The following is a 14,931-nucleotide window of genomic DNA, read 5'->3' as shown; positions in this document are numbered from 1 at the left end:
CCCTTGCGGTGACTGCCCGTTTTTTTATGCGCGTCTTTCAAGCCCCTCAGGGAATGGCGTCCGGCAGCGTCGGGTCCTGGCCATCTTGTGGACGCTGCGCAGGTTTGGGGGCTGGTTGCTCATCTGCGGTTGTGGCTGCAACTTCTGCCTCAGTTTCTGCCGCAGGCGCAGGTTCCGGCGCAGGCTCGACCGGGCTCTGCATCTGATCTTGCACCGACTGCTCATCCACCCGCGGGTCCAGGGCGGCCGCCAGCGGCGAGCTGGCCATGCTGTCCGGCATGGCCACGTGGTGCAGCGGCGCATCGTCCACCTGATGCAGGTTGGTGACGGCTTTCGGCCGGATCCGCCACACCAGCACCAAGGCGAAGAAACTGAAGAAGGCATACAGCATGTGGCTGCCGAACGTCTTCATCAGCACACCCGCCACCAGCGGCCCGATACTGGCACCGACCCCATAGGTCACCAGCAGCATCGCCGTGAGCGACACCCGGCGATCGGCCTCGACGTGGTCATTGGAGAACGCCACCGCCAGCGGATACAGGCAGAACTTCACCAGCGAACAAATGAAACCGATGATGAACAACACTTCCAACGGCACCTGCTGCATGATCGCCAGCGGCAATGCCGCGATCGCCAGCACCAGCGCAAAACAGCGGATCAGCAGCGCCCGGTCATAGCGGTCGGACAACCAGCCCAATGGCCACTGCACCACCAGCCCGGCAAAAATGCAGCTACCCATGAACAAACCGACCTGCTCGGTGGACAAGCCCTGCTGCGCCGCATACAGCGGCGCCAGACCGTAGAACGAACCGATGATCAACCCGGCCCCAAGCACCGTGCTCAACGATTGCGGCACGCGCTTGATGAAGAACCGTGGCTCCATCGGCGCCGGGCGCAAGGGTGCCGGGTGAATGCGTCGGGTCAGGGCCACCGGCACCAGGCACAGGGCAAAACACAGGGCCACGAGCATCAACAGTTCCAGGCCGAGCGCCGGGTGCATGACCAGGATCAGTTGACCCAGCACCAGGCCCAGATACGACGCAATCATGTAGCCACTGAACACCGTGCCGCGCTGTGGCGCGTCGGCCTGCTCGTTGAGCCAGCTCTCGATCACCATGTATTGGCACATCATGCCCAGGCCAACGATGACCCGCAGGAAAATCCACGCCGGCAACCAGTCCACCAGGCCATGGCCCAGCACCGCCGCACCGACGATCCCGGCACAAGCGGAGTAAGCCCGGATATGCCCGACCCGTGCGATCAGCCGGTGACCGATCTTGCCGCCCAGTACCAGGCCAAAATAGTTGGCCGCCATCAACGCACCGACCCACAGGCTGTTGACGTTGTCGGCCGCCAGGCGCAAGCCCAGGTAAGTGCTCAACAGGCCTGAGCCGATCAGCATCATCAGCGAGGCGAAATACAGCGCTCGAAAAGCTTTCCAGATCTGGCGCATCGGCGTTCCGAGCGGCTCCTTGCGGTGAGATACGGGCTAACGAAAACGATAGCCCGAAGACGAAAGTTCGTCAGGCCTGGGCAGCCAGGACACGGCGTTCCCAGGGGGTAATTTCATCAAAAAAGCTGGTCAGTTCCAGGGTCTTCGAAGCCACGTAGCCTTCGATGAACTCCTTGCCGAACAGTTCCTTCGCCAACGTGCTACAGCTCAGACGTTCGAGGGCGGCATGCAAGGTACAGGGCAACGAAAGATTGTCCGGCACCGAAAACTCACCCTGGATCGCCGCGCTCGGCTCCAACTGGTGTTCAATTCCATGCAAACCCGCCGCCAGGCTGGCAGCAATGGCCAGGTACGGATTGGCATCTGCGCCCGGCAAGCGATTCTCGACCCGGCGTGCAACCGGTGAACTGGCTGGAATGCGCAAGCCTGCCGCGCGATTGTCATGGGACCAGCAGGCATTGTTGGGCGATGCGAACGGGTGGCACAGGCGCTGATAGGAATTCACGTTCGGCGCGAACAACGCCGTGAAGTCCGCCATTGCGGCCTGCTGCCCGCCGATGAAATGACGGAAAGCCGCCGTCGGCTCTCCCGTCTCGTCGGTGAACACGTTTCGCCCGCTGCCGATCTCGACGACGCTCTGGTGGATGTGCATCGAACTGCCCGGCGTGTGCGCCAGCGGCTTGGCCATGCAGACCACGGTCAGGCCATGCTTGAGCGCCACTTCCTTGAGCAGGTGCTTGAACAGGAAGGTCTGATCGGCGAGCAACAGCGGGTCCCCATGCAGCAGGTTGATCTCGAACTGGCTGACGCCCATCTCGTGCATGAAGGTATCGCGGGGCAGCCCCAGCGCGGCCATGCATTCGTAAACTTCCTTGAAGAACGGACGCAGGCCGTTATTGGAGCTGACACTGAACGCCGAATGACCTTCCTCGCGACGACCGTCCAGGCCCAGCGGCGGCTGGAAAGGTTGCGTCGGGTCGGTGTTGGGCGCGAAGACGAAGAACTCAAGCTCAGTGGCCACCACCGGTGCCAGCCCCCGCGCCGCGTAACGCGCAATAACTGCCTTGAGCTGGCCACGGGTCGACAGCGCCGAACTTTCGCCCGTCAGCTCATCGGCATCGCAGATCGCCCAAGCCCGCGGCGACGGGCTCCAGGGCAAGCGGTGAATCTGTGCGGGATCGGCCACCAGCGCCAGGTCGCCGTCATCGCTGCCGTAAAAACGTGCGGCCGGATAGCCACCCATGATGCATTGCAGCAGCACGCCCCGCGCCATCTGCAAGCGTCGCCCCTCCAGAAATCCCTCGGTCGTCATGACCTTGCCGCGCGGTACGCCATTGAGGTCCGGCGTGACACATTCAATCTCATCAATGCCGGTCAGTCGCTGTGCGAGTGAACCCTGGCCATCGGTCATCATGACGCAATCCCTTGTAGTGCAAGCCGCGAACGGCGACCGTACAAAATAGGCTGCGCCTGTTCACAATTTCAAGCAGCGACAAACAAAATCATCACTACGGCAGATAAAGGCTGAAAACGCCGCCGCCCAGCGGCCCGCCATTGCTGATTCGCGTGTGGCCGCCCACGCCGTTGCGCTGGTGCAACGCCGCGATGCGTCCGGCGAAATACAGGCCCAGCCCGGTACTGCCGCTGCTGTGGTTGATGCCCTGCACGTAATCGGCCTGGCGCTCGATCATCTCGGCCGGATAGCCGTCACCATCATCATTGATCGTCAGCACCAGTTGCCCGGCCTCATCGCTGACGGTGATCAATACCGCGTGACGGGCGTAACGCACGGCGTTATTGATGCAATTGCCCAGCACCGAGGCGATCAACTCGCGATCGAAGAATCCCAGTGGGCTTAATGGGTCCACTTCATACGTCGCCATGATGCCGCGACTGGCGAACACGTCCTGATGGCAGGCCAGTTGCGCTTCGATGAAATCGTCCAGTTCGTGATAGGCCGGTTGCAACGGCATCTGGTTGACGCCGAGCTTGTACAGCCCGAGCAACTGCACGAGCATGCCGTTGAGGTGAGCAAATTCGAATTCGATCACCCCCTGCTCCGGCGCATGCCGGTCCGGCTCGGGCAAGCGCTCCAGCCATTGGCTGTGGGCCTGCATCAATAGGGTCAGGGAGTTCTTCATGTCGTGCACGGTGGAGGCAATCACCGTGGAAAAATCCAGTGCCGGGTCGTCCTTGCTCATTCGCCAAACGCCTTGATTTTCAGTTTCTGATAACGCGAGTAACGCGCATCGGTGTCAGGCATCAGGCCGACCATTTTCAGGCAGGCCCGACATTCTTCAAGTTCCGCCGAAGGCACACTGGTGTCAGTGCCGTGCAGCAGCGATTGCGCCATGTTCAGCGCGATACTGATGTTTTTCGGCTGCATCGCCAGGGCCTTGCGGAACACGGTCCGCGCCTGAACCAGATCGCCAGTCTTGTACACCCGTACACCCTGACGATTGAGATCCGCGGCGGCGTTACTGGAATTGAGTATCGTCGGATCGTCGGTTAGCTTGGCGATGTTTTTCATGACGTTCGGGTCGTCGCCGTAGATTTCCGCGCAGTTTTTCAGCATCGAATTCCCGGCGTCGGCCTGGCCGAGCATCTGCAACTGCTTGGCCACCAGCAACGCGGCCTCGGGGCTCATGAACTGCTCCATGCCATCAAGGCGCATCAGCGCTTGCTCGGTGAGTTTGTCCGCCGTTTCGGCATCGTTGAGCAACAGGCTGGTGGCTTTCATCAGGCGCGCCCGAATCTGCAGGCCCGGGTCACTGGGGTTTTCCTTGGCCACGGCACTGAGGGTGGTGTTGATTTCCAGGCGCGTGCGGGTGTCCAGGCCCCTGTCGCTGCCTTTGCTGATCAAGGCATGGGCCAGGCCGAGGTTGCTTTCGGCATCCTTGTAACGCGATTGCGCGCCCTGGTTGACCGCCTGACGATAGGCCCTGGAAGCCGTGTCGAAGTCTTCGTTGGTCATCGCCAACTTGCCCAGCAGCGCTTGCCGGCGCACCGCCAATGGCGACAAACGAATCGCCTCCTCCAACACCTGTTGCGCGCCCTTGGTATCACCTTCGGCGACCAGTACATCGGCCATGCCGTCGTACAGCGCCGGCATCATCGGGAAGACCTTCAAGGCTTTCTCATAGACGCCCTTGGCCTGGGCGACCTGGCCGCGCTTGAACAACAGCTGCCCCAAACCGGCAAAGGCCCATGGCAACGGCCGGTCGGCAATGATGCCGTCATAGAGGCGCTCCAGCGCCTCGTTCTGATTGAGGTCACGCAAGGCATCGGCGCGGTAGCGCAGGCACAACGGCGAATAACGGATGTCTTGTTTGCACAGGGCGATGCAGGCATTGAGCACCTCGGCCGGCTTGCCGCGATCGAGCGCCTGCAGGATCGGCTTGAGCAACGTCTTGCGTTGCTCAAGGCGCTCCAGCCGCTGGGCCAGGCCCGAGCGGTTGAAGGGTTTAGTCAGGTACGCATCAGGCTCGTGCTCCAGGGCACTGAGCACCATCGCCTGGCTCGTCTCGGCGGTGACCATGACGAACACCGCCTCATGGCTGATCAGTTTCTCGAACATCAGGTCTTCGAGCACCTGTTGCCCGTTTTTTTTGCCGTCGCCGAGATGGAAGTCCTGCAGGATGAAATCGTAGGACTTCTGTGAGCACATCTTCAGTGCCTGCTCTCCGGTGTCCGCAGTATCGACATCCTTGACGCCCAGCTCACGCAACATCGAACGCACGGAACTGCGGAAATCGGAGAAATCATCGACGATCAGAAAACGCTTTTGGTGATACGACGACATCGAAGATTTCCAGGCAATGTTAAGAATAAGATCTGAGCTGTCCGGGTTATCGGCCAGCCATGCCATTCTCTTGAAGCAACGGGCCTGCGAAATATCTTCGAGCGGCGAAATCATCCAGCGTATTGCAAACCTGGAGCGTCAGGGCCGCTTGCCAACCTCCGCGGCCTGCGCCGTCCACGGTTTGACCTGCTCGCTGAGCGTCAGCCCCAGGCCCGGGCGCGTCGGCACCAGCATGCGGCCATCGCGGGTTTCCAGGCGCTCGTTGAACAGCGGCTCGAGCCATTCGAAGTGCTCGACCCAAGGTTCGGTCGGATACGCTGCCGCCAGATGCACATGCAACTCCATCGCGAAATGCGGGGCCAGCATCAGCCCTGCCTGCTCGGCCATTGAAGCCACCTTCAGATACGGCGTGATGCCGCCCACGCGAGGCGCATCGGGCATCAGGAAGTCGGCACCGCGCAGTTTGATGAACTCGGCATGCTCGGCCACGCTGGTAAGCATTTCCCCAGTGGCGATCGGCGTATCGAATTGCTGTGCCAGTGCGGCATGGCCTTCGGCGTCGTAACAGTCCAGCGGCTCTTCGATCCAGATCAGGTTGTACTCCTCGAACTGGCGGCACATGCGCTGGGCAGTCGGCCGATCCCATTGCTGGTTGGCATCGACCATCAGCGGGAAGTTGTCGCCCAGGTGTTTGCGCACGGTACTGACGCGCTGGATGTCGATGGCGCAATCCGGCTGCCCGACCTTCAACTTGATGCCGCCAATCCCCTTCTCGCGGGACAGGTCGGTGTTCTTCATCAGTTGATCCAGCGGGGTGTGCAGGAAACCGCCCGAGGTGTTGTAGCACCGCACCGAATCACGTTGCGCACCGAGCAGGCGCGCCAGTGACAGGTTGGCGCGCTTGGCTTTCAAGTCCCACAACGCTACGTCGAACGCACCGATAGCCTGGGTCGACATGCCGCTGCGTCCGACCGATGCACCGGCCCAGCACAGTTTGGTCCACAGTTTGGAAATATCGCTGGGGTTTTCGCCGATCAGCGCCGGGGCAATTTCCTGGGCATGGGCAAACTGGCCCGGGCCGCCGGCACGCTTGGAGTAGCTGAAACCCAAACCGCGATGGCCGTCGATGGTCTCGATTTCGGCGAACAGAATGGCGATCTCGGTCATGGGTTTTTGCCGACCGGTGAGCACCTTGGCATCGCTGATCGGGTTGGCCAGCGGCAGAATGACCGAAGACACGCGCACCCAGGCGATGCGGTCATCATCGGAGGACTTGAGGGTAGTTTGTTGTGCGAGCATGGGGCTCTCCTTCAATGAAAGGTGAAAGGTTCAGGAACGCTGGGGATTCAGATCGGCGCTCGCCGGGGTGTCCTCGAAGTCATCGAGCTCCAGGCGCTTGAGTGGCCCGACAATGAACAGGTAGGCGAAGGCGCCCAGCAGCCCCATGCCGGCGACGTACATCAGCGCCACGTCGAAGGAGCCCAACTGGTTGATCATCACGCCGATGGCGATTGGGGTGACGATGCTGGCGAGGTTGCCGCAGAAGTTGAACATCGCCCCGCTGACGCCCATGGCCCGAGCCGGGGACACGTCGCCGACGATGCACCAGCCGAGGTTGCCGACCCCCTTGGCAAAGAAGGCAACCGACATCACCAGAATCACCAGGGTGATCGACTGGGTGTAGTTGGCGACCACGATGCTGCTGGAGAGCAACAGCCCGCAGATGATCGGGGTCTTGCGCGCGGCTGTGAGGCTGAAGCCCTTGCGCAGCATCCAGTCCGACCAGACGCCGCCGAGCACCCCGCCCAGGCATCCGGCGATGGGTGGAATAGCCGCCACCAGCCCGACCTTGAGCATGGTCATGCCCTTGGCCTCGATCAGGTAGGTTGGGAACCAGGTGAGGAAAAACCAGGTGATCGACGTCAGGCAGAACTGGCCCAGGTAAATGCCCGCCATCATGCGGTTGCCACCAATGGCCTTCATGCGCTTCCAACTGAACGGGGTCTTCACGTCGCCGATGGTGGGCAGGCCGCCACCCGCTTCGATGTAGTCGATTTCCGCCTGGTTGACGCGTTTGTCCTTGCGCGGCTCATGGACCATGCGAAACCACAGCAGGCCTATGAGGATGCCGGCGCCCCCGGTGACCCAGAACACATGCTGCCAACCCCAGGTGCTGACCAACCAGACCATCAGCGGCGTGAACGCGGCCAGGGCAAAGTATTGGGCAGACTGGAATACCGCCGTGGCCAGGCCCCGCTCATGTCGCGGAAACCACATCACCGTCAGGCGGTTGTTGGCCGGGAACGCTGGCGCTTCGGCAATGCCCATCATGAAACGCAGGACGAACAGCGCGAGAAAGGCCGAGCTGAACAGATCGACGTAACCCTGCAAAAAGGTGAACACCGACCAGATGATCAGGCTCATGCCCAGCACCAGCCGAGAGCCAAAACGGTCGAGAATGATGCCGCCCGGGAGCTGCATCGAGGTGTACGCCCAACCGAATGCCGAGAAGGCGATGCCCATGGTCATGGCGTCGAAGCCAAGATCGGTGCGCATGCTCGGGGCAGCAATCGACAGCGTGGCGCGGTCAACGTAATTGAATACCGTGACGATGAAAATCATCACAAGGATGAGATAGCGGACGTTGGTCTTCGCTATCGACTGCGTGGGATTGATCACTCTTGTTTTCCTTATTGTGAATTGCAGCGGTGTATCCGTTTGGCGTTTATCGCTCCTGTTACCACCAGATGATTGCGCAATCATCATTAGCTTTTAAAAAGGTCGCCCTCGGCAGAAACGAGGCGACCTTTTGAATGGATACTACACTGATTGCGCAATCATTCAACACCGTCATGCTATGAAGTTTGCGATTTTCAGTTCAGGTACTGGCGCGGTCGATGAGGGTAAAGCCCGTGTCGATGCGTACGGGATCCTGCGCAGACGCCGGGTTTTCGAATCGATCCAACAAGGCCTGGGCCACTTGCAGGCCGATGGTCTTACCGTCGACGCTGACGGTCGACAGGGCCGGGTACACATGGGCCGCACTACTGAGGTCGCCAAAACCCATGACCGCCAGGTCCGTCGGCACCTTCAGCCCGCGACTGGCAGCCTCGGCCAAAACGCCTTGGGCGACGGTGTCCGAACTGCAGACAACAATGTCGGGGCGGGTCGACTGATCGAGCAAACGTTGCAACCCTTCACGCCCGACTTCAAGGGTGGCGGGCGGCGCCAGGACTTGCATGGGCACCTCCCCCACACCCAGTCGCTTGAGTTCGGCAATCAGACTGTGGCAACGACGCAGGCCACGGGGATCGCTGATGCTGACCACCGAAAAGCGCTTGTAGCCTTTGTCGACCAGGTGCCGAGCAGTCGCCTCGCCAACTTTTTCGTGGGAAAACCCAACCAGCATGTCGAGCGGGTCCTCACTCAAGTCCCAGGCCTCGACCACGGGAATGCCCGCTTGCGCCAGACGCATACGGCTGGATTCAGTGTGCAATGTGCCGGTCAGCACAATGCCATCCGGACGTCGACCGAGTACCGCTTCAAGGAGATTTTCTTCCTGTTGCGCCGAGTAGCCCGTCAGGCCAAGCAGCGTCTGATAACCGGCCTGGGTCAGGCGGTCCATGAGCGCTTGCACGGTGTCGGCAAAAATCGAGTTGGCGATGGTGGGCAGGAAAATGGCGACCAGGCGGCTTTTGTTACTCGCCAGGCCCCCGGCCAGCATGTTGGGTACGTAACCGGTCTGGCGCACCGCTTCACGGACTTTGTCCCGAGTGGCTTCGGAGACCAGTTCCGGCCGGTGCAACGCCCTGGACACGGTCATCGGCGAAACCCCGGCGACCTTGGCCACGTCGATAAGCGTCAGGCTCGAGGGTGTCCGGGTGTCGGTGGAGAGCGTTGCCGGTTTCTTTGCCATGAACAATTCCGAAGACGCAGCCCCCCGTTTCTGGAGCCACGAAAAAAGCAGTAGGTGAAGGCGCCAAACTTATCAAAGGTCGGCTGAATATTCACGCTACTGCTTTGTATTCGAACGGGCTATGGGTGAATCAGACTTCGCCCACCAGCACATCGGCAATCCGGATACTCAACGCCGCACCGGTCAGTGTCGGGTTCACACAGGAAGACGATGGCATGACACTCGTGCCGGCGATGAACAGGTTCGGGTGGTCATGGGTGCGACAGTCACGATCGACTACCGAGTCCTTCGGATTGTCGCCCATGATCGTCGTGCCCATGATGTGCTGACGGTTCTGGAAACCCACGTCGGTGCTGACGATGTCGGCATCGAGCAACTTGGCGAACTGCTTGAAGTCTTCCAGGGCCTTCTCTTTACCGGCGTGCCAGTAGTCCGGAACGCTGTAGTAGATTTCAGGCACAGGCAGGCCGATCGCATCGAACTTGGTCTTGCTCGGGGTGACGCGGTTTTCCGGCAGCGGCAAGGTTTCGAAGTCTACCGCCCAGTTCAACGAACGCGCCGATTGCAACTGAATCTGTTGATCGAGCTTGGAGCCCAACACACCTTTGGCGATCAAGTTCGAGGTGATCTGCGAGGTCGGAACCGTGTTGCGCACCTTGATCTTGTAGCTTGGATACTGCTCGCGGAACGCACCGTCACGGCTGTTCAGGTAGACCAGCAACTGGGTAGGCCCCTGGCCTGGCCACATGTCTTCCTTGGTCATCACGTTCATGCTGATGCCAGTGTGGTCCATCAGGTTGCGACCGACCTGGTCCGAAGAGTTGGCAATGCCGTTCGGGTATTTGTCGGACGTCGACATCAGCAACAGCTTCGGCGACTCGATGCCGTAGGCCGCGAGCACGAAGGCACGGGCGGTCAGCTTGTGCTTGGACTTGTCCGGGCGCATGTACCAGACGGCGGTTATCTTGCCGTCATCACCCGCCTCGATTTTGTAGACCACCGAGTTATCGAGCACCTTGGCGCCGTGGCGCTCAGCCTCATCGATGTGCATCGAGCCGTCGTACTTGGCGGCGGTCGGGCATACCGGGTTGCAGTTGTTGTTGCCGGCGCACGGCGGCCGCTTACCGTAAGGACGGGTTGCCCGGCCATTAGGTTCAAGGATGGGGTTGTAACCGCCCTTGCTCAGCAGCTCGGACAGGCGCTTGAACATGTAGCTGGGCTTTAGCCCTTCCATCGGGTACGGGATCGAGCGCGGCGGATAGGCATCGCCACCCTGCCCGCTTTCATCCTGGCCATCGACGCCCGATACGCCCAGCTCGGTTTCGGCTCGCGCGTAGAAAGGCTCGAGCTCGTCATAGCTGATGGGCCAGTCACGACCCCGGCCGTACAGCGATTTAAGCCGGAAGTCGTTGGGCAGCATGCGCCACAGCGACGAACCGAAGTGCCAGGTGGTACCACCGACCACACGCAGGTAGGAGGTGTTGTATTTCACCGGCCCCACCTGCTGCAGATAGTCGCCGTAGGTGGACGGCGCGTGAGGCAGGCTCGGGTAAGGCGACCCCGCACCCTGCAACTTGGCGTTGGCCAGCGACAGTTTCACCGGGGCATTGCGGAAGGTTTCCACGATGTCACGGCGATTCACCCGGGGACCGGCCTCAAGCACGATCACCGATTTGTTTGCCTTGGCCAGACCGGTAGCGATCAGGCCGCCCATGACGCCGGAGCCGATGATCACCACATCGGCATCGAATTGATCGCTGCTCATACTTTCGAACCTTCAATAGCTGCTGGTTTGGCGCCCCATGTAGCCGGGCCGCCACCGTAAGTTGGGATGATGAGAATGCCGTGGGTCGGCTGGTACATCAGGGCTTGGGAGTAAGCCACCAGCTCCGCGTCCGCCGGCTCACCGACGATGCCCAGGTACCAGGCCGAAATGATGCTGGTGGCCGTCGCCTTCAGCGACGCATCCGGTTCGGGCTGCGCCAGGTACTCATCCACATGCTTGTAGCCACGGGCCTCGATCAATTGCTTGAGGGCGATGGCGTTGGTCGAGAAATTCGGCGCGCGCTTATCCAGCGCTGCAAAGTAACGAGCGGCCAGCACCGGATTGACCGGGCGGCTCACCAGGAACTGCGACAGCGCAACAAAGTCGTCGCTGGAAACCTGTGCAGCCAGCACTGACTGCCAGGGCATCACGCCAGTGACCAACGCCGTCAGGCCCAGGGCCACGGAACCGCGCAACAGATTGCGACGAGAGAAGCCCGCCGGGGTTTGAATCACTGCTTGTTTGTTCGTCGTGTCCATTAATCAGGCTCCCTTGCGACGACGGGAAATCGCGAACAGGCCAATCAGCACGCACACGAGGATGATTGCCGGGACCGTGTATTTCGCCATCACCGCCAATGGCGCCTTCGGGCCACCTTCACGGACCTGCGCGACATCGGCGGCGGTGACGACGCTGGTGGCATTGCCATAGCGCGACAGCACGTAGTTGCTGACGTCGGCGATCTGCTGATCGTTCAGGCGGTCGGTGAACAGCGCGTCCGGGCCAAAACCCGGCATGTCGATGGCCACGCCGTCGACTTCGCGATGCACGCCATAGACGATGGTCGCGATCAGGTTGTCCGTGCGAGCGGTGGCAGTGTTGTGGAACAGCGAGGGGAATTCCTTGTTGCCCTGCCCGTTTGGTTGATGGCAGTTGGCACAGGTGCCGCTGAAGATGTGCCAGCCTGGATTGTCCTCAGGCTTGCCACCGCGCAGGGTCAGTTCATCCACCGAAGCCTGGCCGTACTCGTGACGAGCCTTCGCCTCGCCGGTCTTGATTGGCGTGGTCTGTTGCAGATAGGCGGCGATGGCCTTGAGGTCCGCATCGCTCAGGTATTGCAGGCTGTGTTCCACAGCCTCGGCCATCGGTCCCGCAGCCTGGGCCTTGCCTTCGACATGACCGGTGCGCAGATACGTGACGATTTCGTCGTTGGACCAGGCGCCGATACCGCTGACCTTGTCGGAGGTGATGTTGGGCGCGTACCAACTGCCCAGCGAGCCACCGGCCAGTGGCTTGCTGTTGTCAGCCGCCATCAACAGGTTGCGCGGGGTGTGGCAGGTGTCGCAGTGCGCCAGGCCATTGACCAGGTAGTCGCCGCGGTTGACCTCGGCCGATTTGGCCGGGTCCGGGCTGAAACGCTTGTCGCTGTGAAACAACGCGTTCCAACCCATCATCGAGGCGCGAACGCTGAACGGGAAGTCCAGCGAGGTTTTCTGGTTCGGCGTATCGACTGGTCGCACTTCGTGCATGAAGTAGTCGTAGAGTTCGGCGACATCGCTGTCGGTCATCTTCGAATACGAGGTGTATGGCATCGCCGGGTACAGGTGGGTGCCATCGGGCGTGACCCCGTCACGTACCGCACGGGCGAACTGCTCGGCGGTGTAGTTGCCGATGCCCGCCGTTTTCGACGGCGTGATGTTGGTCGAGAAGAGGGTGCCCATCGGCGAACTGAGCGCGTAACCACCGGCGAAAGGCTTGCCTCCCGGCGCCGTGTGACACGCCACGCAGTCGGCGGCGACGGCCAGGCGCTTGCCGGCGGACGCATGACTGTCGAGCATCTCGGTGGAGGCTGCGGCGGCCGTGGCCATCGTCAGCGTAATCAATCCTGCAAAGGCGCAAGCCCTGCGTTTTCCCTTATCAATGCGACGCGGCATCAGTCCTTCCCCAGGCAACTGGTTTCTGTGTTTTTCACGGTCGTGAAAATCAGGAACACCTGTCCCCGCCATCATGAAAAATCATGCTGAAGAGGTACGATGTCGTATGAATTTGCGGGGAATATTTCACACAATGTAACACTTGGCAACAAGAAGAAAAGGCCAATTGCCATCTTATGTATGTTTGTGCTGAGCGCTCTAGGTCGGCGTTTCTAACGATTGATAGGGAAATGATGGCGAACTAATATGGCTCCTGCACGCGAAAACCAGCTCATCTTTTTGTTACTAAAAATGAGCAAAAACCCTTCAGCCATTAGCGTTCCCGCCGATAGATGTACGACGACTATTAAAAGTTTTCCGGCAACAACCGAAAACTAACCGCCTCCCACACACTCGCAGGATGCCTTATGAGTTGGATCAACGACGCAAAACTCTCGACCAAATTGATTACAGCTTTCGCGCTGTGCGCGTTCATCACCCTGGGAGTCGGCCTACTGGGAAGCCGGGGAGTGAGTGAACTCTCGGGGAGCCTGAGATCGGTGTTCGACAACAATCTGGTCGGCGTGATGAATATCGCGCAGACGAAGATCAAGGCGGTCGGACAGACCCGCGACATGTATCGACTCTACGTCGCGACCGCCGCTGGCCTGCCACAAGCGACCAAGGATGAATTTCTTTCCTCGATGGCAGCCAACAAACTGGCGAGCGAAAAAGCGTTCGCAGAATATCGACGCACGCAGCTGGCCGACGATGAACGCGCCGCCGCCGACCGAATGGAAAAAGCCTGGCCTGTCTACCAGGCGATCGTGCAAAAGTATCTGGACCTGATGAAGGCCGGAGACGTGGAAAACGGCCGAACGCTGTTGCTCGGTGATTTGCAGAAGAATTACCGCGTGGTCATGGACGAACTGACCCTGATGAACGACTCCAACGACCAGCAAGTCAGCCAAGCGGCAAACAATGCGGTGCTGTCCGAGTCGTCAGCCAAGACCTCGCTGTACATCGGCATCGCCCTGGCCTTCATTGCCGCCATCTTGCTCGGCCTGTTCATCAGCCGCTTGATCAGCCGCCCCATCGCTTACGCCGTGGCAAGTGCCCGCAGCATTGCCGGCGGAGACCTGACCCAACACATCACCAGCACCGGTCGCGATGAAGCGGGCCAGCTGCTCACCGCCTTGGCCGACATGCAGGGCAGTCTGAAAAACACCATCCAGCAGATCGCCAGCGCCGCCGACCAATTGGCCTCGGCCGCCGAAGAGCTGACCGCCGTGACCGACAATGGCAGCCGTGGGCTGGTGCGCCAGAACGACGAAATTCAACAGGCCGCCACTGCCGTGACGCAAATGACCTCAGCCGTGGAAGAAGTGGCGCGCAACGCCGTCTCCACTTCCGAAGCGTCCCAGGCGACCAGTCAGCAAGCCAGCAACGGCCGCGACCAGGCGCGAAGTGCCGTCAGCGCAATCAACAACGCCACCAGCGAAATCGCCACCTCCACCACCATGGTCAAGGACCTGGCAGACCAAGTGCGCGACATCGGCAAGGTCCTCGACGTGATCCGCGGGATCGCCGAGCAGACCAACCTGCTGGCCCTGAACGCCGCCATCGAAGCCGCACGAGCGGGCGAACAGGGCCGCGGCTTTGCCGTGGTCGCCGACGAAGTCCGCGCGCTGGCCGCCCGAACACAGGCTTCCACTGGAGAGATCGAAGGCATGATCAACAGCGTGCGCACCAGCGCCGACGAAGCCGTGGGCGCCATGGGCAAGAGCCAGGCACTGGTCAGCGAAACCCAAACCCTGGCACAAGCCACCGGCCAGGCGCTGGAACAGATCGCCGACGGCATCGCCCAGATCAACGACCGCAACCTCGTCATCGCCACAGCGTCTGAAGAACAGGCCCACGTGGCCCGCGAAGTGGATCGCAACCTGGTCAACATCCAGGACCTGTCCACGCAAACGGCGGCAGGCGCGCACCAGACCAGCGCTTCGACGCAGGAGCTGTCGAATCTGGCGGCTTCGTTTAATGCGTTGGTGAGTCGGTTTCGATTGTAATGAGGCGACGGGG

General features: G+C 60.8%; 11 protein-coding genes and 1 pseudogene. 2 read left to right on the top strand and 10 right to left on the bottom strand.

The window, feature by feature from the left end:
• Window positions 1–46: 46 nt before the first annotated feature.
• The 10 genes from AB4N64_RS02705 to AB4N64_RS02660 form a co-directional block, all read right to left on the bottom strand.
• A complete protein-coding gene (locus AB4N64_RS02705) occupies window positions 47–1,453 on the bottom strand; it encodes an MFS transporter (RefSeq protein ID WP_460121759.1) in 1,407 nt (468 codons plus the stop codon).
• A 70-nt stretch (window positions 1,454–1,523) separates the two neighbouring features.
• A complete protein-coding gene (locus AB4N64_RS02700; RefSeq protein WP_460126577.1) occupies window positions 1,524–2,765 on the bottom strand; it encodes a glutamine synthetase family protein in 1,242 nt (413 codons plus the stop codon).
• Window positions 2,766–2,961: 196 nt separating this feature from the next.
• Complete coding sequence (locus tag AB4N64_RS02695; protein ID WP_460121757.1) at window positions 2,962–3,654, bottom strand: sensor histidine kinase; 693 nt, start codon at window positions 3,652–3,654, stop codon at window positions 2,962–2,964.
• Window positions 3,651–5,255: a response regulator gene (locus tag AB4N64_RS02690; protein ID WP_460121755.1), complete on the bottom strand. Its 1,605-nt coding sequence runs from the start codon at window positions 5,253–5,255 to the stop codon at window positions 3,651–3,653. The genes AB4N64_RS02695 and AB4N64_RS02690 overlap by 4 nt, the downstream gene beginning before the upstream one ends.
• A 138-nt stretch (window positions 5,256–5,393) precedes the next feature.
• Window positions 5,394–6,554, bottom strand: a complete 1,161-nt coding sequence (locus AB4N64_RS02685; RefSeq protein WP_460121753.1) for an L-talarate/galactarate dehydratase — start codon at window positions 6,552–6,554, stop codon at window positions 5,394–5,396.
• 30 nt (window positions 6,555–6,584) lie between these two features.
• Complete coding sequence (locus tag AB4N64_RS02680; protein ID WP_460126575.1) at window positions 6,585–7,877, bottom strand: MFS transporter; 1,293 nt, start codon at window positions 7,875–7,877, stop codon at window positions 6,585–6,587.
• A 256-nt stretch (window positions 7,878–8,133) separates the two neighbouring features.
• The gene (locus AB4N64_RS02675; RefSeq protein ID WP_460121752.1) at window positions 8,134–9,171 is read right to left on the bottom strand and encodes a LacI family DNA-binding transcriptional regulator; all 1,038 of its coding nucleotides are present in this window, start codon (window positions 9,169–9,171) and stop codon (window positions 8,134–8,136) included.
• Between the two features lie 130 nt (window positions 9,172–9,301).
• Window positions 9,302–10,936: a GMC family oxidoreductase gene (locus AB4N64_RS02670; RefSeq protein WP_460121750.1), complete on the bottom strand. Its 1,635-nt coding sequence runs from the start codon at window positions 10,934–10,936 to the stop codon at window positions 9,302–9,304.
• A complete protein-coding gene (locus tag AB4N64_RS02665) occupies window positions 10,933–11,475 on the bottom strand; it encodes a sugar dehydrogenase complex small subunit (protein WP_460121748.1) in 543 nt (180 codons plus the stop codon). Before AB4N64_RS02665 ends, AB4N64_RS02670 begins: the two co-directional genes overlap by 4 nt.
• 3 nt (window positions 11,476–11,478) lie before the next feature.
• Window positions 11,479–12,870, bottom strand: a complete 1,392-nt coding sequence (locus AB4N64_RS02660; protein ID WP_460121747.1) for a c-type cytochrome — start codon at window positions 12,868–12,870, stop codon at window positions 11,479–11,481.
• A gap of 407 nt (window positions 12,871–13,277) precedes the next feature.
• Between AB4N64_RS02660 and AB4N64_RS02655 the strand changes: the two are divergent.
• Window positions 13,278–14,060, top strand: a pseudogene (locus AB4N64_RS02655) (MCP four helix bundle domain-containing protein); the annotation flags it as partial.
• The gene (locus tag AB4N64_RS02650; protein WP_460126573.1) at window positions 14,055–14,918 is read left to right on the top strand and encodes a methyl-accepting chemotaxis protein; all 864 of its coding nucleotides are present in this window, start codon (window positions 14,055–14,057) and stop codon (window positions 14,916–14,918) included. The pseudogene AB4N64_RS02655 and the gene AB4N64_RS02650, both read left to right, overlap by 6 nt.
• Window positions 14,919–14,931 lie beyond the last annotated feature (13 nt).

The sequence above is a fragment of the Pseudomonas sp. S2_C03 genome, from assembly GCF_054668405.1.
Note: the sequence above shows the minus strand (reverse complement) of the source record. Positions and strands in the feature narration are given on the sequence as shown.